Here is a 22,707-nt window from a genome sequence, read left to right on the forward strand (position 1 = left end):
AAAAACCCGCTCCCGGGCCGTTCGAAGCCCATTCTTATCAAAATCTTATCAATTCGTCGGGCTCGCTCTGCATGCTTCAAAATTAAAATAACAAAAATAATGTTAATTTTATTATAATATGTACTTACTTTTAATAAGTAATGGTGGTAAAATAGGACCATCAACGATTTTCGAGGAGGACGGTTCACAATGACACAAGATTTCGAAGCTATCATCAAAGAAAGACGATCCGCCAATAAGTTTATAGAGAACATGGCTATCTCCGAGTCGGAGCTGGAAGAGATCTTCTCGCTGGTTAAGTTCGCTCCGTCCGCATTCAATTTGCAGCATGCACATTACGTTACCGTAACGGATGGAGAGCTCAAGGAGCAGCTGTACGAAGCAGCGAACAAACAGTACAAGGTGAAGACGGCTTCCGGCGTCATCGCCGTGTTGGGAAGCACGGAAGCTCATCTGAAGGCACGGGAGCTGAACGAAGGGTTGGTCCATCTCGGCGTGCTGAGCCAGCAGGAAGTGGACATGATGGCAGAGGATACAATCCAATTCTATGAAGAACGGGGAGACACGTTCAAGCGGGATGAAGCGATTCGCAATGCCAGCCTGTCCGCTATGCAATTCATGCTCGCGGCCAAAGCCAAAGGGTGGGATACCTGCCCGATGATCGGCTTCGATCCGGACATGGTGCGGGCGATACTGAATATTCCCGACAAATACATCCCGGTCATGCTGATCACGATTGGCAAGCAAGATACGTCCAGCCTGCGGCCGCGCGGTTACCGCAAGCCGGTGCGGGAATTTGTGACTCAGCAGCGCTTTTAACCGGGACTATTCGATCACGAGCCACAGGCGGGAAGCTTTATTTCAATACATATCCACGCCACATAGCCATGCCAAAAAGGGACTTTCCCATAGGCATTGAATCATGACGCAGGGCAAGACGGGACAAGAGAGACTAGAGGTGGAGAAGACGGCGGCGGGACTGGCCGCTATCTGATACCATTCTTGCAAATGGTCAGGCAGGTGGAAAAACCCAGTTTTTTACGAAGGGGTGGAGATGTCTATTTAACTTGGCACTCAGAGCGTTTTAAGTCGATTTTTTCAACGGAGAGACGAGATCCACCATATAAAAAATGAAGTGGTGAAAATTCCCATGGACTTCTCAACGGCCTGATTTTACGGGATCCAAGAGACCGCGTCGGATCCTGGGGGCATCATCGCATTCTGGAGGCATCATCGCATTCTGGAGGCATCGTTGCCTCCTGGGACTTGAACATGTGGAGGGAATTGTTGCTATTTTACAGGAATTTCGACTCAATGAGTCCACATCCCGAGGAATTGCTGCAAATCTACATCATTTTAGGCCTTTTTGCTTCAAGTCGAAGCGAAACGGGTGAAATTCCTGCCGTTTTGCAGGATTCCCTTTCTGGTCAAGTCGTCCATATCGAATTGCTGTATTTGCGCAGGATTTCGCTTACCGAGTAGGCGTGTCTGGAGAAAAGTCGCGCTGTGGAGCAGGGTGGGGCTGTCCCACTGCAGTTAAAACCTACTTATGGAACAGCCCTTCCTCTAACCTCGTTCGATTCATATTTCCCCGCCGCCTTCCCGGCTTCCGCCAAGAAGGTTCAAGAGCCGCTGCTGCAGCCTTTACTCTCCGGCGCCCGATAGCCGCGATGATCCCCTTTCCGCAGACGGTGCTGGCGCAGCCACTCCTCGAGGGCGCCCGAGCCAAAGAGGACGCCGATCAGGATGAGCACGAAGCCCGACATTTGCACAATCGTGACGGCCTCGCCCAACAGGAGCGATGACCCAATCAAGGCGAAGAACGGATTCAGATTGATGAAGATCGACGCCTTTGCGGCACCGACCTGGCCGATCGCGTAATTGTACGTCATATGCCCGACGGCCGTGGCGATGACCGCCGAACCGAGGAACACCGCCCACAGCCCGATATCGGTCTGCGCCATGCTGGCCATCCCCTCCGGCTCCAGCACCAGACTTAACGCGTACAATCCGAAAGACCCGAAAAACAGCATATATCCCGTCATCAGCCGCGGATCGAGCGTGGCTGACATCTTTTTAATCAGAATAAAGCTTATCGCCTGCGCCAGAATGGCCAGGAATACATACACATCCCCGATCGAGACGCCGCTCATCCCCGAGCTGCCATGCGTAACGATGAAGGCGACGCCGGACAAGCCGAGGACGATGCCGGTCATATTGAACCAGGTCATCCGGGTGCCCAGGAACAGAATTGCCATCAGCGTCGTTAATAACGGCCCCAGGCCGAGAATCAAGCCGCCGTTGGAAGCCGACGTATTGGCCAGGCCAAGCGACAAAAAATAATGATGCCCCACCACATTGAACAAGGAGGCGACCAGTACATAACCCCATTCCTTGCCCCGCAGCAGCCGCAACTGTCGCATCGGAATGAGCAGCAGGAACACGCTCAGCGCCGCCGTCATAATGCGGAATGCGGTCATCGTGACCGGCATGAAATTCGACACCAGCACCTTCGTCGCGATGACGTTCAAGCCCCATGCGACCATCACACCGACCAGCATAAGATAGATGGCGTATTTTTTCACGCGAACACACTTCTTTCTGTCTGACTTCGGAAGAATCATGAATGGTTTCTTCAGTAACTCATCTATCCTCTCATATCCGCGCCATTTGTCAAGATCGCGGAACGCCTCCCATTTTCCATGAAGACATTCCGTGCACACGCAGCAAGCGCATACATTTACCACGTATACGGATCGATTCCTCCGACCTCGCCTTCCCTTCCGCATGATTGCATTTCCTTTGGCAAATACTGAAAACATTACCTTGGAAGCGGAGGCCATCATGAGACATATTTTTTCGATTTATGCGAACGACCTGAAGCGAATTGGATCCAATTGGGCCGCCACCGTCATCATTCTCGGCTTGAGCATTCTTCCCTCCCTGTATGCGTGGTTCAATATTGAAGCGTCATGGGACCCGTACAGCAATACGCGCGGCATCAAGATCGCGGTCGTCAACCTCGATCAAGGGGCAGAAATTATGGACAAGCCCGTCAATATCGGGAACGAGGTCGTTGACAATCTGAAGACCAATACCCTTATCGGCTGGACCTTCGTCGACAAGGACAAAGCAATGAGGGGCGTAAGCCACGGCGATTACTACGCCACCATCATCATTCCGGAGGAGTTCTCCGCCCGTATCGGTTCCATCCTGTCGAAGGAACCGATCAAGGCCGAGATTCTCTATTTTGTGAATGAAAAAATAAATGCGGTCGCTCCGAAAATTACGTCCAAGGGCGCCACCGGCATCATCGAGGAGGTCAGCGATAACTTCGTCAGAACGGCCAACCGGACGATTTTCAAAATCTTCAATGAACTCGGGGTTGAGCTGTCCAATGAGCTTCCGACGATTGAGAAGGTGAAGAGCCTCGTGTTCAAGCTGGAAGCATCGTTCCCTCGCTTCTCGGATGCGGTGAACACCGCGATGCAAGACGTGAATACGGCGAACCGGATCGTCAATGAAGCGCTGAAGAATCTGCCTACCGTCGCTCAACTGGCGAAGGACGCGCAGCAATTCTCCTCCAAGCTCGCCGATCTGCTCCAATACAGCCGGCAAGGGATAGAGACCATCTCCCCGTTCATTAAGCAGGACTTGAGCACCCTGCAGCAGGCAGCCGAATCGGTGAATCAGGTTACAGCGATTCTCCAGGACATCACCGCCGATCCGTCACTGGCCAGCACAGGGCTCGGCCGGCTGTCGGAGAAGCTGGGCGCCGCAGTAAAGATTGCGGACAGCACGGCGGACTGGTTCAACCGGCTCAGCCAAGCGGTCACCGGCGGCAAGCTCCACGGCGTCACCGACAGACTGCGGCAGCTCTCGGACAAGCTTGCCCAGCAGGTCGCGACCGTCAACGAGATGAAAGCGGCCGTCGATCGCGGCGAAGAGGTCGGCGCCGATCTGCTGGACCATCTGAATCGGCTGTCCCAGGATGCCGGAGCGATCGCGGGAGACTTGCTGAACCGGTACGACAGCGAGATTAAGCCTGCCATGCTCCAGGGCGTGGACAAGGCGGCCGAGGATATCGCCAAAGTGCAGCAGGTACTTCAGGATGCCATCAAGAATATTCCGGACATCGAGACGTTGTTGAAGGATGCTTCGAAGGTGACCGCGATCGGTACCGAGCAGATTCCGGCGATTCAAAAGAACCTGCCAGCCGTCCAAGCCAAAATTACGGAATTTGCGGACAAAATTCGTGCGTTCGAGGAACAGGGCGATATTACTGAGATTATCGATCTGTTGAAGAACAACTTCGAGAAGGAGAGCGAGTTCTTCGCGGAGCCGGTCATCCTGAAGGAGAACAAGCTGTTCCCGATTCCGAACTACGGATCGGCCATGTCTCCGTTCTTCACGACGTTGTCCTTGTGGGTCGGAGCACTGCTGCTCGTCTCGCTGTTGACGGTGGAGGTGCATGAAGAGGATACGCATTACACGAAAGTTCAAATCTATTTCGGCCGGTACTTCACCTTCTTGACTATCGCCCTGCTCCAGTCGCTATTCGTGACGACCGGCGATATTTATCTGCTGAAGACCTATGTGCTGCATCCGGGCTGGTTCGTCGCCTTCGGCCTCATCATCAGCGCCGTCTTCATGCTTGCCGTCTACACGCTGGTCTCGGTCTTCGGCAACGTAGGGAAGGCTCTTGCCATCGTGATGCTCGTCCTCCAGCTCGCCGGCTCCGGAGGCACCTTCCCGATTCAGACGACACCGCCTTTTTTCCAGGCGATTCATCCGTTCCTGCCGTTCACCTACGCGATCAGCATGATGCGGGAAGCGGTCGGTGGCATTCTATGGGATATCGTGCGGCGCGACATCATCGTGCTGACGGTCGTCGCCGGCCTCTTCCTCCTTATCGGCCTCGTCCTCAAAAGCCCGATCAACAAGGCTAGCGCGGGGCTGGTGCGCAAAGCGAAGGAGAGCAAGCTGATCCATTGACCTGTAATTTCCACCATACCGGGGAGGTCTTTCCCACCAAGGCCTCTTTATTCCCGCATCCCCCCCTGTTACAATGAGAGAGGCAGCAAGAAAAATGGGGGCGTGACACAAATGCGCTTTTTTCATCATGCAACGACAGAGATTCGAAGCTGGAACCGCAATATCCAGCTGTTTTTTATTGCCAATCTTCTCTATCAGATCGGAACCGGCATGTTCTCCGTTCTGTACAATCTATATATCCAATCACTCGGCTATAACGATCAGATGAACGGGACCATCATCAGCTTCCAGTCCTTGGCGACGGCGATCCTGTTCATCCCGATCGGACTGCTTGGCGACCGATCCAGCCGCAAGCGGATTCTGATTGCCGGGTCATTGGTGACCGGCATCAGCTTCATGCTGCGGGCCTTCGCCGAAGCGCCGCTCAGCCTGCAAGTACTGGCCGTCTTTACCGGCATATTCGCGGCCTTTTTCCAGGTGATCGCGATTCCTTTCCTGGCGGAAAATACGCCGAAGGAGCAGCGTCTGAAGCTGTTCAGCTATCATTCCTCCATGGTGCTGGCCGCGCAGGTGCTGGGGAGCATGGGCGGCGGCTATCTGGCCGACGTCCTGCAATCGTTCGGCTGGAACAAGATCATCAGCCTCCAGTCGGTGCTGCTCATCGGCGGCGCCGCCAGCTTCGCGGCCTTCCTGCCGCTGCTGCTGGTGAAGGAGAGCAAGCGGGCCGCTCAGAAGCCGGAACCCGCTCCCGCTCCGTCATCCGTGCTGGCGTCCGAACCGGCGCCCGCCGCGGCGAAGCAGCAGGAATGGAAGGTCATCCGCCGCCTGACGTTCTGCCAGCTGCTCGTCGGCCTCGGCTCTGGCTTGGTCGTGCCGTACTTGAACCTGTATTTCACGAACCGGTTCTCGGTCTCGCTGACCGCCGTCGGATTACTGATCTCGCTCGGCCAGGTGATGACCATCGTCTCGATGCTCATCGGCCCGACCCTTGTCAACCGCGTCGGACAAGTGCGCGCCGTCGTCTTATTTCAGCTGATGTCCTTGCCGTTCCTGCTGCTAACCGGATTCACGAACCTGCTGCTTATCGCATCCATTAGCTTCCTGTTCCGGCAGGCGCTCATGAACGCGGCCAATCCGATTCAATCCGCCATCATGGTCGACCGCATATCGGATTCGAGGCGTGGTATCGCTAACTCCCTTACCCAGACCGCCTTCATGCTCGGGTGGGCCAGCATGGGCTCCGTCCAGTCGTACCTCGTTACCTCGTACGGCTACTATTGGGGCTACGCGATGACCTTCTCCATCACCGGCGTCCTCTACGTGACCTCGGCCATATGCTACTTCTTCATGTTCCGGGAGGACCGCCCGAACCGCACGGGCCGATTCCGCCGCCGGCCCCGCACCGGCAACGCTCCCGCCCTGTAAGCGGAGCGAATGCAACCAACCGGAGATATCGTCTCCGGTTGCTGCTTTTTGGCGCGGGCCCGTATTCCCTGCCTGTTTTGCCTATCCCGTCGGCTCAGCGGCTTTATCACTGCTGTGGGGTTCTCTCTTTACCTCAATTTTCAGCTCAGTCTTCACTCCAACCTTCACCTCTCTCTTCACCGGTATTCCTGCTCTTACGGTTACTCTCCCACTCGCTCAGGCCCGTCGCCAGCTTTCATTTCGGCAAAACCTGAATTTGCGATGAATAGCCCAATAGCCCTGAACGACGGGGATATTGAACAAAAGGGCCGCCACCCCTGCCTCCCCAATTCCTTCCCTTTCCCACATCCTGTGCAGCGCCGCTTCTTGTGGATAACCAGATTCACCGGCTTCGGCCACCTTATCCACATGTGGACAACCTCCCTCTGGTTTACTTATCCCGTTTATCCACAGCGATACGCACAAAAAAACAAGGGCTGCCGAACTCCCGGTTCAGCGCCCTTGCTCTTCCGTGCTGCTCACGATATTTTTCTCCTGTCCTCACACGATTAGAAACTTGGCCTCCCGCTCACAATTCATGCAGCATTTGATCGGCTTCTGCCAATCGCTGAATTCGACCTCGTCCAAATCAACCAGATCGGGAGCATCCTCGTACTCATCTACGAATTTATCGATTGCCAATTCTACGTGTTCTTTACAGACGACATACATGCATGTTCCCTCTTTCTTGCCTAACCTGCTGTCAGTATTGGAAAAGTCATTGCTCCGATTGCGGTGCCCCCAACGAGTTCACATCGCCGCAGACAGGCACCGTTCTCTTGTCATTGTGTCCCGATTATTCCGGCTTATCCGCCAATATCACGGTCACCGTCATAAGCACGCCGTCGCGATAGAACTGAACGTCCATGCTATCGCCAATATGCTTCTTCTCGTACAAATATTTGCGCAGCTCCAATGTCGAACCGATCTCCTGCTTATCGAACCGGACGATGACATCGTTCAGCTTCAAGCCGGCCTGCTTGGCGGGACCGGATGCTTCCAGCACGATTACGCCCTCCCTCACGTCCTTCGGGAGCCGGATGTCCTCGCGCTGTTCCTCGGTAATCGGCGCGTACGGATTGGTGACATCAACGGTATAGACGCCAAGGTACGGCCGCACCACCTTGCCGGCGTCCATAATCTGATTCACCGTATCCATCACTTCATTGATCGGAATGGCGAAGCCCAATCCTTCCACGCCTGTAGTCGCTATCTTCATCGTGTTGATGCCGATCACTTGGCCGTTCAGATTGACAAGCGCCCCGCCGCTATTGCCTTCATTGATCGCGGCATCGGTCTGAATCACCATCTGCTCCCAGTCGTATACCCCGTCCTGGTTCAGCGAGACCGGAATCAACCGGTTCGTATACCCGACGATTCCAGCCGTCAGCGACCCGCCGAAGCCGAGCGGATTGCCGAGGGCAATGACTGTCTCGCCGCGCCGAATCGTGCCGGAATCGCCGATCTCGGCGACGGCCGTCACGCCGGCGGCGTCAATCCGGACCACCGCGACGTCCATCACGCGATCCTTGCCGACGAGCTCGGCGGTCTTGCGCTGTCCGTTGTCCAGCACAACCTCCAATTCGTCCGCGCCTTGAACGACGTGCTCGTTCGTCAGCACATACGCCTTGCCTCCGTCCTTCTTGAAGATGACTCCGGAGCCGAGATTCATATCCTGTGCCACGCCGTCTTCATCGCCGATCTGCTTCTGCTTGTTGACCATGCTGACGACGGCCGGACTGACCTTGTCCGCAGCCTGGACGATCCGCTCGTACGGATCGTTCGTCATCACATTTCCGGCGACGGCCACGGCCGGAGAGCCTGCCTCTCCCGAGCCGATCAGCCAGCTGTACAGCATGATGGCGACGAACGCACTGATGATTGAACTGACCACGGCGACCTGCGCCGTGGACCACTTGCCGCTTCCTGACCGTCGAATCCGCTTCCAGCCGTCACGGGGAGCTGTGGCACGCCGATACCACCATCTGCGCTCGATCCGCCGTCTCACCCTCGGTGAGAAAAAATCATCCTCAAACAAGCTCATCCGAACCCACTCCCCTCAACCCCGGGCTCTCGCCACGTTCGGCTGCTGCTCCGACTCTATGCATCCTACTACCCATTACACAGGAATGCCAGGCTTTCAAACGGTCAACACTATATATGAGATGCCTGCAGCGGACACTTCATGCATCAGGCATGTCATCATTTCATTTCCTCGTACATATTCTATCATACATCGTTCACGTTGAGAGAAAAGAGACGGCATTGTAACTCTTTACCATCCTATTCCCTTTTGAAGGAGGAAATGCACATGAAAACAGCCTCTTCCGCTTGGTCGGACATAAATATTGTGGGGCAGCTTGCCGATTTGAAGGAAGACCAGTACCGCCTTACGCTCGCCTTGTCCACCTTGATGGAACTGCTGATCGAGAAAGGGCTCATCACCGATGAGGACATCGCGCGCAAAGCACATGAAGTCGATCGGTGGCTTACAGACGAACCGGAGACTTCTCGTTAACCTTATCCCATGCGGTCGGACGGTCATAATACGTATCTTTCAACTGGAACTCGCTCTCTTTGAAAAAATGGCCCTTGCTTTCCATCACGTCCTGCACCGTCAACCGGGCCAAATCCTGCATATTGTGATCCAGGCTCAAATGCGCCAAATATGTACGGCGCGTGTTGCCCGTGACGACCTCGCACAGCGCCTCGCCCGCCGCTTCGTTCGACAAATGGCCGAGATCGCTCAATATGCGTCGCTTGATGTTCCATGGATACCGCCCGACGCGAAGCATCTCGACATCATGATTCGACTCCATGACGAGCACATCGGAATCGGCGATCGCGTCACGGACCTTATCGCTCATATAACCCAAGTCGGTCGCCACCGACAGTTTCGTCTCCCCCTCGAAAAAGCGATACGCTACCGGCTCGGCCGCATCATGTGAGATGCCGAACGACTCCACGCGCAGATCGCCGAAGTCGCGGGCTTCGCCGGTCTGCATGACGATGCGGTTCTCCTCCGCGATATTGCCGACATGCTTCTCCAGCGCGGCCCACGTCTTCTCGTTGGCATAGATGGGGAGATCGAATTTCCGCGCAAACGCGCCCAACCCTTTAATATGATCCGAATGCTCGTGCGTGACGAAGATCGCGTCAATTTGCTTGCCGGAGAGTCCCTGCTCCTCCAGCAGCTGCTCGGTCCGCTTGCAGCTCAGACCGACGTCGATCATCACCGCCGCATCGTCATTTTGGATTACGGTCGCATTCCCCGTCGAACCGCTCGACAACACTGAAAATCGTAAACTCATTTCTCGTTCTCCTTCTTTCCCGCTTCCGAACTGTCCACCGCTCCATTCATCGCGTTCACATAGTACACTTCGCCATTTTCGAGCAAAATCCGCCAGGAAGGCGCCGCCACCTGGGTATCGGCCTCGAAGAGCTGGCCATGATAGCCCAACTGAATATCCTTCACGATCGAGCCGGGCGCCAGCACATTGTCGATCACGCTCTGCAGCGCTTTGGACGCGGACAAAATCTTTTGCTCCTGATTGACCTTAGGCTCGATCAATTCTACATATTGCTGCCGGTAGGCCGTAATCTTCTGGCTGCGGGTACTCAACTCAAGCGTTACATCGAATATGGGCAGCCCGTTCGCCAGCCGCTGGTGAAGCAGGAAGGTATCGACGCTTCCGCTGAACGAATCATATCGGTACATTTCAATATGGGGAATCTCTCCCTGCAGCCCGCGCACCAGATCCTTCTCCGCGAAAATAATGGTGCTGTCCTGCGGATCCTCGAGCGGCACCGGTTCCGGGTCACGCCGGACGAACCGGTACGTAATCTCGCGCAGCGCCGGGGTTTCCGCCGGTATTTTGGACGTAACCTGAATTCTCTTCACATCCATCATCTGGCGCGTCTCCTCAGATAGCGATGTCCAGTCCAGATCGGAATGGAGCTGCTCGCGAATATCCTGCCACAGCTGGTAGCCGAGCACGATATTCAGCAACAGGAACGCGTATATCAAAATATTTTTGGCCCTACTCCAGTCCATGCCGATCCTCCTTTGCGCTTCATGATTCCGGTTCCGCATCGAGCAGGATTCGCCCTATTGCAGCAGCGTCGTGGATCCGTCATTGAACTTCACCTGCCACGTAGGCACCAAGTGAATCGTCTCCTGGCTGTAATGCGGCACGTAGACGGGATCGACGCTGACGATCTCATTCAGCCGCCCGAGCGTCTTCAGCTTGTCCAGCAAAGCGTCGCCGGCCGGAAGCTTGCGTATCTCCTTCTCCGCGGAGCGATTGAACAGCTGAATGAGCGATCGCTCGTAACTAGTAACCGTTCCTTGCTGTATCGTGACCTGCATATAGCCGAAATGGAATTCCGGCGTGCTGATGACCGGATACGAGCCCCAATATTGCTCGAACCGCATGACGACCCCGCGTTCATTCACCCCGCCGAACGATCCAGCCTGTCTCCCGTTCGGGTTCGGCAGCGTGAAGCGGTATTTCCCGTTCCATCCGCCATGCTGGTTGATGAAGCGAACCGCCGATGTCGCATCTGCTGCGACATCCTGCCTCCCTTCCGTCGTCACCGCCGGATCGGAATAGATAATCCAATTCTCTCCCCGGTTAATCTCCAGGCCGCGCTTGGCGTCGGTATAAATCTCGGAGTTGCCGGCGACGATATTTTTCGTCAAGGTTGGGTCAAAGAATAGACTGCGCTGCATCTGCTCCACCGTAATCTGTTCGTACGGCAGCTCCACCTCCACCGCCTCCAGCGGTTCCTCCGGCAGATAGAACATGCCGCCGACCATGCGGTACGGTGTCCAGGTGCGGCCGAATTCGACCTGCTGCGTGACATCCTGCACCGTAAGATCGGCCCGTGTCGATTCATAGACGGCGTCTCCCTTCGCATTGAAGAAGTACACCCTCACCTCGTTCGATTCGGGATTCGCATACACCCACATCCGCTTGATCGTCTCCTCCAGGAAGGTGGTGTCATCCCCAAGCGGAAATACCCGCTGCAGCAGCTTCGCCGGAACCGGCGAGTTGAATCTCAGCTCGATCCCTTCATTCTGCTTCCGTACCCGTTCCCATTCGACCGATGAGACCGGACGGTATTGGAAGTCGTCATACGTCCGCCCCTGCAGACGCTTCATGATAAAATTGTAGAACGTCGTTCCCGGATACAGCATCGTATGCTTGTCTTCTCCCAAGTGAAGAATCATCTGTTCCGGGAAAACGAGATTTTCCAGCCGTTCCTCCGGTCCGAGCGGCTCCGCTTTGATATAGTCGCTGGTCGTCTTCTTCTCAAAATTATAATACGGCATGCTGTACATCAGGAAGAAGCTTTGGAGGAGACTAAGCAGCACAAGCACAGTGAGTACTATCGTCTTCAGCCGCTCAATCATACGCTTGGGTCACTCCCTTCGGCCGACACCGGAAGAGTGAAGGTCACCTTCGTGCCTTCATTCCATTCCGACTCGATTCGAATATCCCCGCCATGCGCCCGCACAATTTCCCGGGCAATGGACAACCCCAGACCGGTTCCTCCCATATTTCTTGATCTTGCCTTATCGACGCGGTAGAAGCGTTCGAAGATACGCTCCAGATCCTTTTGCGGAATACCCATACCGTTGTCGCTCACGTTCACCTCAACGCTCGGCTTATCTTCCCGGAAGAGGGCGGACAAGGTGACTTCGCCGCCATCCGGCGTATATTTCAACGCATTCGACACGAGATTGTCGAGCAGTTGATCGATCTGATCGCGGTCGATGACGACCGGAGCGTTGGTTCCCTCGACCGATGCCTTCGCCGTTATCCGCTTCTTGCGGAATTGGAACGAGAAGCGGTCCAGCACATCCTCCAGCATCTCGGCAATATCGGTCGGCTGCTTGCGCATAATCGCCTGCTTCGAATCAAGCCGCGACAGATGAAGCAGATCCGTCACGAGCCGGATCATCCGCTCCGTCTCATTGCGGATGACGCCGACGAAGCGCTCGGAGAGCTCCTTCTCCTCCAAAGCGCCATCCTCCAGCGCTTCCGCATAGCTCTTGATCGTCGTGAGCGGTGTGCGCAGCTCATGCGACACATTCGCGACGAATTCGCGGCGCGATTGCTCCAGCTTCTCCTGCTCGGTTACATCCTGCAGGACGACAATCGAGCCGGTCATGCCTTCGCCGCGGCGATGAATCGGGGTGAACGAGATACGAAGCACCGTATCGCTGCCCGGCTGGGCCGCTTCATCGTCCCCGCTCGCCGGGAGCAGCATCCCGTTGTTCTCACTGCTGACGAGCTGCTCGACCTGCTGATCGGGAATGCTGAGCAGCCCGGCGATCGACCGGCCCAAGGCATCGGCTTCCGGGATCCCCAGCATCAAGCAAGCCCGGCGGTTCACGAGAATGACTTGTCCTGCATCGTCCGTCGCGATAACGCCGTCGCTCATATTGGTCAGGATCGAAGCCAGCTTCTCCTTCTCTTCCTCATTCGCATTGAGCGCTTCCTGCAGCCGCCGTGTCATATAGTTGAACGCCTCGCTCAGCTGTCCGATCTCGTCCGTGCCGAGCACCGGGACTTCGCCATCGAAGGTCCCCTCCGCCACCTTCGTCGCCTGCTTCGTTATCTCCTTGATCGGCTGCGTAATCGTATGAGCGAGAATGATGCCCAGCACCGCCGTCAAGCCGAGCGCGATCGCCATCCCCGAGAAGAAGATGCGGTTGATTCCGTTAATCGTCTCGTACAGTTCCTTCATCGACGCGACGATATACAAGGCGCCGACGAGCTTCCCGTTCGAGTAGACGGGTTGGGCCACAATCTGCTTGCGCACGTTCTTGTCGTCGATGATGACTTCCTCGTTATAGCTGATGCCCTGCAGCGCGCGGTTCACGACCGGCTCCGTATTTTTACGGCCGACATATTCCATATTCGTCTGGGACGAGGTCGTCAATACCCGGCCCGTCGCATCCAGCACCTGAATCTCCATGCCGTTCATATTGATGAAGTTGCGCACGAACCGATCGATCTCTTTAATCGTATTCGGATTGTCTACCGTGTCGTCGCCCTTTAACGTCTGGCCCGTATACAGAGACAGCAGCCCCGCCGTATTGCGCAGATCCCGGGAGAAATTCAGCGTCAACGAATTCTTCATCGAGCTGACGAAGTACACACCGATTAATTGCATCGCGATCAGAATGAGCAATACGTAAATAATGATCAGCTTCGCCTGGATGGTGCGAAAAAAACGGCCGATCCCCCACTTCATTTAGAAGCCCCCGTTACGCGGGTTGCGCATCATATAACCGAGGCCCCGCCGCGTAATGATATATTCCGGCTTGCTCGGATCATCCTCGATCTTCTCGCGCAGGCGGCGAATCGTCACGTCTACCGTACGGACATCGCCGAAGTATTCATACCCCCATACGGCCTGGAGCAGATGCTCCCGGGTCATGACCTTCCCCGCATTCCGCACCAGATAATGAAGCAGCTCGTACTCCCGGTGGGTCAGATCGAGCATTTCCTTGTTCTTGTACACGACATACATGTCGGTATCGATCAGCAGCTCATGCAGCCGCATGCCTTGCTTCTCGCCGTTATCCGTACTCTGCTCATCGGCCGCGGCCAGAGCGGATGCCTTGTTCTGCCGCCGCAGATGCGCCTTGACCCGCGCCAGCATCTCGCGCGTGCTGAACGGCTTCGTCACATAGTCATCCGCGCCCATTTCCAGCCCCAGCACCTTATCCAGCTCCGTATCCTTCGCCGTCAACATAATGATCGGCATATGAAGATGCTGTCTGATCTCCCGGCATACATCCATTCCGTCCTTCACCGGCAGCATCAGATCAAGCAGGATCAGGTCCGGCTTCTCCGACAACGCCAGCTCGACCGCCTTACCGCCATCGAAGGCGCAGATGACCTCGTACCCTTCCTTTTCCAGATTGAATTTGAGAATATCCGCTATCGGCTGCTCATCATCCACCACGAGAATTTTCCCGTGCATGAAGCCACACCTCTCTCTATCTTGAAAATGTCCCCTGTTATGATCGGTTCCAACTTGCCATGAATTCGATAGAATCAGTTCCACACTATCCATGTCCCTCTATATTACCATATTTGCCGGCACATCCCGAATGTCAACCCCGGATTGGACAAATTTTATAAATTGTTCTCCTTTGTCTGTTTTCCTTCCGGCTCTGCCATGGATGCACCAAAAAGAGGCGGGAGTACTTCTCCCGCCTCGGTATCGTTCATAGTAGGTTGTTCAACTACTCGAATTATAAATATTTTAAAGGGTTCTGGACTTCGTCGTTCACATGGATCTCAAAATGAAGATGCGTGCCCGTCGAATTGCCCGTATTGCCCATCACGCCGATATCTTGTCCCTTTTCCACAATATCGCCGACATTCACGCCAATTGAGTTGAGATGACCGTATAGCGTCTTGTAGCCGTTATTATGGTCGACGATGATGGCATTGCCATAGCCGCTCTTCTGTCCGGCAAAAACAACGACGCCTTCGTCCGCTGCCATGATGGAGCGATCGGACGATACGAGATCGATCCCTTTATGCGTCCGGCCCCAGCGGCTGCCGAAGCCGCTGGTCAGCGTAGCGCCGTTGACAGGCCAATCGAAGGTTCCTGATCCTTCGCCGCGGACCACCTTCGTTCCACGCAAAATAATCTCGGGAACGGAAGGCTCGATAACCTCCTGCTCAATCCACTCTTCATGAGTCAGCTTGCCGTTATCCTTCGTCAGACGGTACGACATCCGCTTCAAGCCCTGCTTGCCCTTGCGCACGACCTTCGACTCGCCGGCGCGCATGTCCGGATCCTCCTTAATGATCCGCTGCGGCTCCGTCACCAAATATTCGCTGTATGCTTCTACGGTCTTCACCGTAATCATCGGCTTCGCATCGGTCAGATCCAACTCCTGCCCCGGCTTCAGCACTTCTTCCCCGACATTCGGGTTGTTGCGGTAGATCGTCTCCAGCGGCACATTCTGCTTTTTGGCGATTGAAGAGAGCGTCTCGCCCTCCTTCACCGCATATTTGACCGGCTTGGAGACGCCAGTCGTCAGCATCCGGAGCGCCTCCTCCGGCTTCAGCACCTGCTGCGGATCGGTATTGCTCTCCTCCATGCTTACCCGCTCGCGGAACTCGACCGACTCCACGCGGGACATTGCCTTCGTCGCATTCGCGGAACGAACCGGCGCGGCCAGCACTTTGACCTCCTTGGCCGACGTGCCTGCGCCCGCCTTGCCGGAATACTTCGACTTAATCTGGGCGAGAATCTTCTCTGCCGTCGCTTCATCCTTCACGATGCCGATGTTCTTGCCGTTCACCTTGAGCTGGACGCCGGCCGCATACGGCTTCAGCGCACTATCCAGCTTGGCAATCGTCTCTTCCGTCGCCGGCTTCGCCTTGAAGCCGGAGTCCGGCTCCGTGCGGATATTCTTCGTATCGATCTGAATATGCGCGTTCGGATATTTCCCTTGCTCTTCCTGCTGCTTCTTCGCATAGAACGACTCCAGTTCGTCCACATTGGAGACCGTTCCCAACCATTCACTATTGTTATATACGTGAAAATACGTTACCGTATTGGCATGAACATAGGCGGTTCCGCCCCAAATCGAAGCAGCGATAAGCGCCACTCCTCCCAGAGTCAGACCGAGTTGCTTCTTATGAGCAGCGATCCACGGCTGGGCGGATTCCGGCATCATCCGACGCCACGCTGCCTTTATTTGTTGCCACCGGCTGGCTGAGTCCGAATGCTTCTCATCCGTCCGGTGCTCGCTATCGTAACGTTCCATGTCAGTCTCCTTTTTGATTCACATCTGATATCAAGACTTCTGCGCCGATTACAACGGGACATCGAACGGTGGCCATACATGCCTGTATGCGGTGTACCGGCAAGGCTCGATTCCCTGTATCCGTATCCATTCTGTCTCTGCATCATGCTGCGGACCCCGACAAATGGTTAAAGTTTTGTCATCTTTTTTCCACCTTTTCTACTGTAACATAGGTCGAAAGAACAATGCAACTGACGAAAAAAATGGGCAAAATTAAGGAGCTTTCCGGTTTTTAACGAAAAAACACGGTTACGGCGCACCTGCTATGCAAGATGCGCCATAACCGTGTTTTTTATTCATGAATTGGCAAGCTGCCGCTCCTCGATTTAGCAGCCCGGCCGGTGAAGATCTAAGGCGTCCCTTCTGGATCGCCCGCTTGGCCCTTTGTTTCTGATGAAGTAGGCGGCTCTTCCCCCGTGTCAGGCTTGCCTTTCAACCATTCGAGTATCTGACCGTATTCCTCGTCATTCAAATATTTCGCCAATATCTGCTCGGCTTCGGTCAACTCCGCCGCCGTCAAGCCGTCCTCCATCAGCGTGGACAACCGCTGCATCTCCTCTTGGGGCAGCTTCTTCATCAAAGCCGCGAACAACTGCTCCTTGCCGGATGCCGGAATCTCCTCTTTATTGCGTGTCAACGCATCGGGGGAGATGACGACCCGCTCCCGCTCAGCCGCTTCGGCGGAAGAGATTCCGCCCATCACAGGCAGCGCTCCGTCACCAGGCTCCTCCTTTGGCGGATCGGATGTTTCCTTACCTGCTGCCGGGGCTTGCGGAGTCTGCGGCTTCTGCTTGCTGTTATCCGGCTGCGCCTTGCCGCCGCCTCCGAACAGCTCCCCCCACATCGTGGTGAGCGTGAGAGAAGGCCGCTCAATCGGAATCTGGAACGTGTTCAACGCCGATTGAATATAGCGATCGACGACGACCGCCGTCGTGGCTATTGTGATGAAGCCGGATAATACGCTGACCATCACGATGATGGCGATCAGACGGAAAATGCGTAGCGTCATACGCATAGATGATGCCTCCCAGCCAGCTACCCGTCGTCTAGCAATGGAAGAGAGAACGGGTAGAGTTGCATTTGTGTTACTTCCTAGTATGCCCACAAATGCACAAAAAAAACCGGCCGTTCCTCTCGGGAACAACCGGTTAGCATTACTTCTCTTCATTCATTAACTTAACGATAGATTGGGCGAACTTGGTTCGTCTGTTCGCGATTGCGCCCGACCGAGAAAATCGAGATCGGAATGCCTGTCAGCTCCGATACCCGCTTCACATAGTTGCGGGTGCTCTCCGGCAGATCTTCCATCGTCTTGCATTGCGAGATGTCTTCCATCCAGCCTGGCATTTCCTCGTAGATGGCTTCGCATTCCCCGAGCATGTTCAAGTTCGCGGGATAATGCTCAATCACCTGGTCGCGGTATTTGTAAGCCGTGCAGATTTTGACCGTCTTCAAGCCAGTCAGCACGTCCAGCGAGTTCAGGGACAACCCGGTAATGCCGCTTACCCGGCGCGCATGGCGCACGACGACGCTATCGAACCAGCCGACACGGCGGGCACGGCCGGTAACGGTGCCGTACTCATGTCCCGCTTCGCGGATGAAGTCTCCCGTCTCGCAGTTCAGTTCGGTCGGGAACGGACCGTCGCCTACACGTGTCGTATAAGCCTTGGCCACGCCGATAACCTCTTCGATCTTGGAAGGTCCCACTCCCGAACCGATGCAGACGCCGCCTGCCGTCGGATTCGAAGACGTAACGAACGGATAGGTGCCTTGGTCGATATCGAGCATGACCCCTTGCGCCCCTTCGAACAGCACCTTTTGGCCGGCATCGATCGCGTCGTTCAGGACGACGGACGTGTCGACGACATACTTGCGGATCGCATCCGCATATTGCAGATATTCGTTCAGCGTCGCTTCAATATCCAGTTCTTCGCCGCCGTACATTCGGATCAATTCGTTCTTCTCTTTCGCGAGATGGCGGAATTTCTCTTCAAATACGTCCTTGTCGAGCAAGTCGACGATGCGAATGCCGTTGCGCGCGGCTTTGTCCATATAGGCAGGGCCGATCCCTTTGCGGGTCGTCCCGATTTTGTTCGGTCCTTTGCGTTCTTCCTCCAACCCGTCCAACACCATATGATATGGCATAATGACATGCGCGCGATCGCTGATGCGGAGATTGTCGGTCGAGAAGCCATTATCGTGAATATATCCAATTTCTTCGATTAACGCCTTTGGATTGACCACCATGCCGTTTCCGATGACACAGATTTTGTCCGTGTAGAAGATTCCGGATGGTATTAGGCTCAGCTTATACTTTTTATTATTGATTAGGATCGTGTGCCCCGCATTGTTACCGCCTTGATATCGCGCTACTACATCTGCGCTTTCGGCGAGGAAATCGGTGATTTTCCCTTTCCCCTCGTCACCCCATTGGGTTCCTACGACGACTACTGTAGACATTTTCATACCCCCGTCGGGTGTTCACACACCAATTTTCGCTGCATTCTTCCGAAGGCAGCATTTTAAGTGTATCAGCGTTAGAAGATGAAGTCAATAAAAAAGCGAACGTTACGTACCGGCCACATATCAATGTTCGGAAAAGTAACGCTCGCACGCTATGAATTCCATTAAATGTCTAACCTGTAGGCATTTCATGATGATTGCGTTCGTAGCTTACGAATTTATTGAAATTTTTGAGGAAGACGAGCTCGACGGTTCCAACCGGACCGTTCCGCTGCTTGGCGATAATGATCTCGATGATGTTCTTTTTCTCGGTTTCCTTGTCGTAGTAGTCATCGCGGTACAGGAACGCGACGATATCGGCATCCTGCTCAATCGAACCGGATTCCCGCAAGTCGGACATCATCGGGCGCTTATCCTGGCGCTGCTCCACGCCCCGGCTGAGCTGCGAGAGGGCGATGACAGGAACCTCAAGCTCCCTGGCAATCTGCTTCAGCGTCCGGGAGATCTCGGATACTTCCTGCTGCCGGTTCTCTCCCGGCTTGCCGCGGCCATGAATGAGCTGCAGATAGTCAATCAGAATCATACCCAGCCCGCGCTCTTTCTTCAGGCGCCGGCACTTCGCCCGGATATCGGCGACGGTCACGCCCGGCGTGTCATCGATATAGACTTCGGCCTCGGACAGCGCCGCAATCGACATCGTCAGCTTCTCCCAATCGTCATCCTCCAGTTGTCCGGTGCGCAGCCGGCCCGCATCCACGTTCGACTCCGCGCAGATCATCCGCTGAACGAGCTGTGAGGCGGACATCTCCAGACTGAAGATCGCCACCGTCTCCTTCGCCCGCACGCCGACATTCTGGGCGATATTGAGCGCGAACGCGGTCTTCCCTACCGAAGGACGAGCCGCCACGATAATGAGGTCGCTTCGCTGGAAGCCGGAGGTCATCTTGTCCAGATCGGGGAATCCCGACGGAATCCCCGTCGTCCCGCCCTGATGCTCGCTCAGGAACTCGACCCGCTCGTAGACATCCATCAGCACATCCTTAATCGCGATGAAGCCGCTGGACGAACGGCGATTCGATATTTCCAGAATCCGCCGCTCCGCATCGCTTAGCAGGCCGGAGACATCCTCGCCGCCGGAATAGCCTTCGCTCACGATCTGGGTCGCGGTCCGGATAAGGCGGCGCATCATCGACTTCTCTTCGATGATCTGCGCATAGTAATCGACATTGGCCGCGGTCGGCACCGCGTTGGCCAGCTTCGTCAGATACGAGATGCGGCCGACATCCTCCAGCTGCTGCTTCGCCTGCAGCTTGGCCGTCAGCGTAATCAGATCGACAGGCTGATTTTCCTCGCCGAGTTCAATCATCGCCTCGTAGATCATTTGGTGAGCCGGATCGTAGAAGTCCTCCGGCTGAATCCGTTCCATCGCCGTAATCAAGGCTTCGGATTGCAGCAGAATCGCCCCGAGTACCGCTTGCTCCGCCTCCAGATTTTGCGGCGGAATTCGATCAACGAACAAGTCGTTCATCTTATTCCTCCGTGACGTGAACCTTCACTGTCGCCTTTACATCCGGGTGCAGCTTTATGGTTACATTCGTATAGCCGAGCGAACGAATCGGTTCGTCCAGTTCGATCTTACGCTTATCGATTTTGAGCTTCATCTTGCTGAGCGCTTCCGCGATCTGCTTCGTCGTAATCGCCCCGAACAGACGGCCGCCTTCTCCGGCCTTCGCCGACAGCGGTACCGTCGTCTCATTCAAGGTCGCAGCGAGCTTCTCCGCATCCAGTTTCTCCTGCTCCTTGCGTTTCTGCTCCGATTTATGCTGTTGCTCCAGGGTCTTCAGATTGCCGTCCGTCGCCGGACGCGCAAGTCCCTGCTTGAACAGGAAGTTCTGCGCATATCCTTCGGAGACTTCCTTGATTTGCCCCTTCTTGCCTTGTCCTTTAACATCCTGCAACAAAATGACTTTCATTCGAACAACCCCTCTTCCGCATCAATTTCTTCGAGCACGCGTCTCAGCTTGGCTTCCGCTTCCTCCAGCGGACACGTCAACTGCACGGCCGCATTGGTCAGATGGCCGCCTCCGCCCAGCCGCTCCATCACCACCTGGACATTCATTTGCCCGAGCGATCGCGCGCTAATCCCGATGAGTCCGTCCGGACGTTCGCTAATGACGAACGATGCCAGCACATCGGTCATATTCAACAGCGTATCAGCTACCTGCGCGATGAGCAACTGTGAATATTTGCGTCCTGGCTCCGTTACCGCGACCGCAATATGCCCGTACAGCATTTCCGCGCGCCGGATAATCTCGGCCTTCTCGATATACTCATCGAGATCCTGCTTCAATACGCGCTGCACGAGCAGCGGATCGGCGCCTTGACGGCGGAGGAAGCTGGCCGCATCGAAGGTGCGCGAACCGGTCCGCAGCGTGAAATGCTTCGTGTCCACCGTTATCCCCGCCAACAGTGCCGTCGCTTCCAGCGCGCTCAAGTTAATCCGGTTATGGATATATTGCAGCAGCTCCGTGACGAGCTCGGCCGTGGATGACGCATACGGCTCCAGATAGACAAGCACCGCATCATTGATGAATTCTTCGCCGCGCCGATGATGATCGATGACGACAATCCGTTCCGAGCGCAGCAGCTTCGGCTCTTCCACCAAGGAAGCTTTATGCGTATCGACCACGACGACCAGGCTGGCCTCGGTAATCATCTCGACGGCTTCGCCCCGGGTAATGAACCGGGACCAGAGAATCTCATCCCTCCGCAGCTGAGCCACCATCCGGTCGATGGACGGATTGCTGTCCTCCAGTACGATAAACGCCTCCACCTCAAGCATCCGGCACGCATGCAGCACGCCGATTGCCGAACCAATCGCATCCGTATCCGGCACTTTATGCCCCATAATGAACACGGCGTCGCTCTGCTGGATGAAGTCGCGCAGCGCATGCGCGATGACGCGGGCACGCACTCGCGTCCGCTTCTCGACCGCGTTCGACTTGCCCCCATAGAAAGACAGCCGCTGGCCCATGCGGACAGCAACCTGATCCCCGCCCCGGCCCAAGGCGATGTCGAGGCTCGATTGAGCCATTCGGCCGAGCTCGGCAATGCTGTCTGCTCCGGCCGCAATCCCCATGCTGAGCGTAACCGGGAGCTTATTGCCGAACAGCACCTCTCTCACTTCGTCCAGAATCGCGAACCGCGTCTGTTCCAGCGCCTTCAAGGTCTGTACATCCATGATCAGGAAGTACCGCTCGGAAGAAAGCCGCCGAATCAGAATCCCGTTCTCTGCCGCCCATTCCGTAATCTGGCCGGCGACCCGCGCGATAAGCCCGGTCCGCTGCTGGTCCTCCATGCCTTGGGTCGACTCTTCCAGATTATCCATAATGACCGTTCCGACGGCGATCCGTTCTTCCTCGTACCGCTTGCGGAGGGTCCATATCTCGGTAATGTCCGTGAAGTAGACGACCCGCTCCCCAGGCACGATATCCGCATGGACGATGCGTCCGCCGATGAACAGCTCCTGTGAGTGCTCCGAATCCTTGCCGGACTGGAACTGAGGGAAGACCTCCCCGAGTTCCTTGCCGGCCAGTACGTCCTGCTCCACAAGCTGCGCTACATAAGCATTATGCCATTCGATGACCCGGTTCTCGCTATACAGGAGAATGCCGTAGGGCAGATCGACGATGGCGCTCTCTCCGGCCCGCTTGACGCGAAGCCCCAGCGTGGTCAGATACAATTCGGTTTCTTGCCGGAATTTGTGTTCCGCCGCCAGCGAAGCCACGGCCAATGCGGCAATTCCGGCGAAGGCAAGCAAGCCGACCATCCAGTTGTAATAAGCGAGGACGCCCGTGACCACGACCAGCAGCACGAACGTCCAGATGATATGCTTGAAATACCAGCGTTGGAACAACATTTTAGGCATAGCTTCTCAC

The 22,707-nt window shown here is 55.5% G+C and carries 19 protein-coding genes; 4 read left to right on the forward strand and 15 right to left on the reverse strand.

The window, feature by feature from the left end; translation table 11 throughout:
* The first annotated feature begins 189 nt into the window (after positions 1 to 189).
* A complete protein-coding gene (locus tag FLT43_RS16650; protein WP_087442716.1) occupies positions 190 to 819 on the forward strand; it encodes a nitroreductase family protein in 630 nt (209 codons plus the stop codon).
* An 803-nt stretch (positions 820 to 1,622) separates the two neighbouring features.
* Here FLT43_RS16650 and FLT43_RS16655 read toward each other — a convergent pair.
* Positions 1,623 to 2,585, reverse strand: coding sequence for a DMT family transporter (locus FLT43_RS16655; RefSeq protein ID WP_087442715.1), 963 nt, complete (start codon positions 2,583 to 2,585; stop codon positions 1,623 to 1,625).
* A 259-nt stretch (positions 2,586 to 2,844) separates the two neighbouring features.
* Here FLT43_RS16655 and FLT43_RS16660 point away from each other — a divergent pair, with 259 nt between their 5' ends.
* Positions 2,845 to 4,995 carry a YhgE/Pip domain-containing protein gene (locus FLT43_RS16660; RefSeq protein WP_087442720.1) on the forward strand — a complete coding sequence of 717 codons (2,151 nt, stop codon included), beginning with the start codon at positions 2,845 to 2,847 and terminating at the stop codon, positions 4,993 to 4,995.
* Positions 4,996 to 5,106: 111 nt separating this feature from the next.
* Positions 5,107 to 6,420 carry an MFS transporter gene (locus tag FLT43_RS16665; protein WP_087442714.1) on the forward strand — a complete coding sequence of 438 codons (1,314 nt, stop codon included), beginning with the start codon at positions 5,107 to 5,109 and terminating at the stop codon, positions 6,418 to 6,420.
* Between the two features lie 216 nt (positions 6,421 to 6,636).
* Here FLT43_RS16665 and FLT43_RS16670 read toward each other — a convergent pair whose 3' ends face one another.
* The 3 genes from FLT43_RS16670 to FLT43_RS16680 form a co-directional block, all read right to left on the reverse strand.
* A complete protein-coding gene (locus FLT43_RS16670; protein WP_087442713.1) occupies positions 6,637 to 6,828 on the reverse strand; it encodes a hypothetical protein in 192 nt (63 codons plus the stop codon).
* Between the two features lie 132 nt (positions 6,829 to 6,960).
* The gene (locus tag FLT43_RS16675; RefSeq protein WP_087442712.1) at positions 6,961 to 7,131 is read right to left on the reverse strand and encodes a CxxH/CxxC protein; all 171 of its coding nucleotides are present in this window, start codon (positions 7,129 to 7,131) and stop codon (positions 6,961 to 6,963) included.
* Positions 7,132 to 7,255: 124 nt separating this feature from the next.
* Entirely contained in the window at positions 7,256 to 8,503 is a 1,248-nt protein-coding gene (locus FLT43_RS16680) for a S1C family serine protease (protein WP_087442711.1), read from the reverse strand.
* 267 nt (positions 8,504 to 8,770) lie between these two features.
* Between FLT43_RS16680 and FLT43_RS16685 the strand changes: the two genes are divergently transcribed.
* Complete coding sequence (locus tag FLT43_RS16685; protein WP_087442710.1) at positions 8,771 to 8,977, forward strand: hypothetical protein; 207 nt, start codon at positions 8,771 to 8,773, stop codon at positions 8,975 to 8,977.
* On the opposite strand, the gene FLT43_RS16690 is transcribed toward FLT43_RS16685, so the two are convergent.
* The 11 genes from FLT43_RS16690 to FLT43_RS16740 form a co-directional block, all read right to left on the reverse strand.
* A complete protein-coding gene (locus tag FLT43_RS16690) occupies positions 8,949 to 9,770 on the reverse strand; it encodes an MBL fold metallo-hydrolase (protein WP_087442709.1) in 822 nt (273 codons plus the stop codon). The genes FLT43_RS16685 and FLT43_RS16690 overlap by 29 nt on opposite strands.
* Positions 9,767 to 10,513 carry a two-component system regulatory protein YycI gene (gene yycI, locus FLT43_RS16695; RefSeq protein WP_087442708.1) on the reverse strand — a complete coding sequence of 249 codons (747 nt, stop codon included), beginning with the start codon at positions 10,511 to 10,513 and terminating at the stop codon, positions 9,767 to 9,769. The genes FLT43_RS16690 and yycI overlap by 4 nt, the downstream gene beginning before the upstream one ends.
* A 54-nt stretch (positions 10,514 to 10,567) precedes the next feature.
* The gene (locus FLT43_RS16700) at positions 10,568 to 11,875 is read right to left on the reverse strand and encodes a YycH family regulatory protein (protein WP_087442707.1); all 1,308 of its coding nucleotides are present in this window, start codon (positions 11,873 to 11,875) and stop codon (positions 10,568 to 10,570) included.
* Positions 11,872 to 13,725, reverse strand: a complete 1,854-nt coding sequence (gene walK, locus FLT43_RS16705; RefSeq protein WP_087442706.1) for a cell wall metabolism sensor histidine kinase WalK — start codon at positions 13,723 to 13,725, stop codon at positions 11,872 to 11,874. The genes FLT43_RS16700 and walK overlap by 4 nt, the downstream gene beginning before the upstream one ends.
* A complete protein-coding gene (gene yycF / locus FLT43_RS16710; protein WP_087442705.1) occupies positions 13,726 to 14,460 on the reverse strand; it encodes a response regulator YycF in 735 nt (244 codons plus the stop codon).
* Positions 14,461 to 14,734: 274 nt separating this feature from the next.
* On the reverse strand, positions 14,735 to 16,267 hold the full coding sequence (locus tag FLT43_RS16715; RefSeq protein WP_087442704.1) for a peptidoglycan DD-metalloendopeptidase family protein: 1,533 nt from the start codon (positions 16,265 to 16,267) through the stop codon (positions 14,735 to 14,737).
* 388 nt (positions 16,268 to 16,655) lie between these two features.
* Complete coding sequence (locus FLT43_RS16720; RefSeq protein ID WP_087442703.1) at positions 16,656 to 17,321, reverse strand: spore coat protein; 666 nt, start codon at positions 17,319 to 17,321, stop codon at positions 16,656 to 16,658.
* Positions 17,322 to 17,482: 161 nt separating this feature from the next.
* On the reverse strand, positions 17,483 to 18,766 hold the full coding sequence (locus tag FLT43_RS16725; protein ID WP_087442702.1) for an adenylosuccinate synthase: 1,284 nt from the start codon (positions 18,764 to 18,766) through the stop codon (positions 17,483 to 17,485).
* A gap of 175 nt (positions 18,767 to 18,941) precedes the next feature.
* Positions 18,942 to 20,297, reverse strand: a complete 1,356-nt coding sequence (dnaB, locus tag FLT43_RS16730; RefSeq protein ID WP_087442701.1) for a replicative DNA helicase — start codon at positions 20,295 to 20,297, stop codon at positions 18,942 to 18,944.
* A 1-nt stretch (position 20,298) separates the two neighbouring features.
* A complete protein-coding gene (rplI, locus tag FLT43_RS16735; RefSeq protein ID WP_087442700.1) occupies positions 20,299 to 20,742 on the reverse strand; it encodes a 50S ribosomal protein L9 in 444 nt (147 codons plus the stop codon).
* Positions 20,739 to 22,697, reverse strand: coding sequence for a DHH family phosphoesterase (locus tag FLT43_RS16740; protein WP_087442699.1), 1,959 nt, complete (start codon positions 22,695 to 22,697; stop codon positions 20,739 to 20,741). Before FLT43_RS16740 ends, rplI begins: the two co-directional genes overlap by 4 nt.
* Positions 22,698 to 22,707 lie beyond the last annotated feature (10 nt).

This window comes from Paenibacillus thiaminolyticus, from assembly GCF_007066085.1.
Taxonomy (GTDB): domain Bacteria; phylum Bacillota; class Bacilli; order Paenibacillales; family Paenibacillaceae; genus Paenibacillus_B; species Paenibacillus_B thiaminolyticus.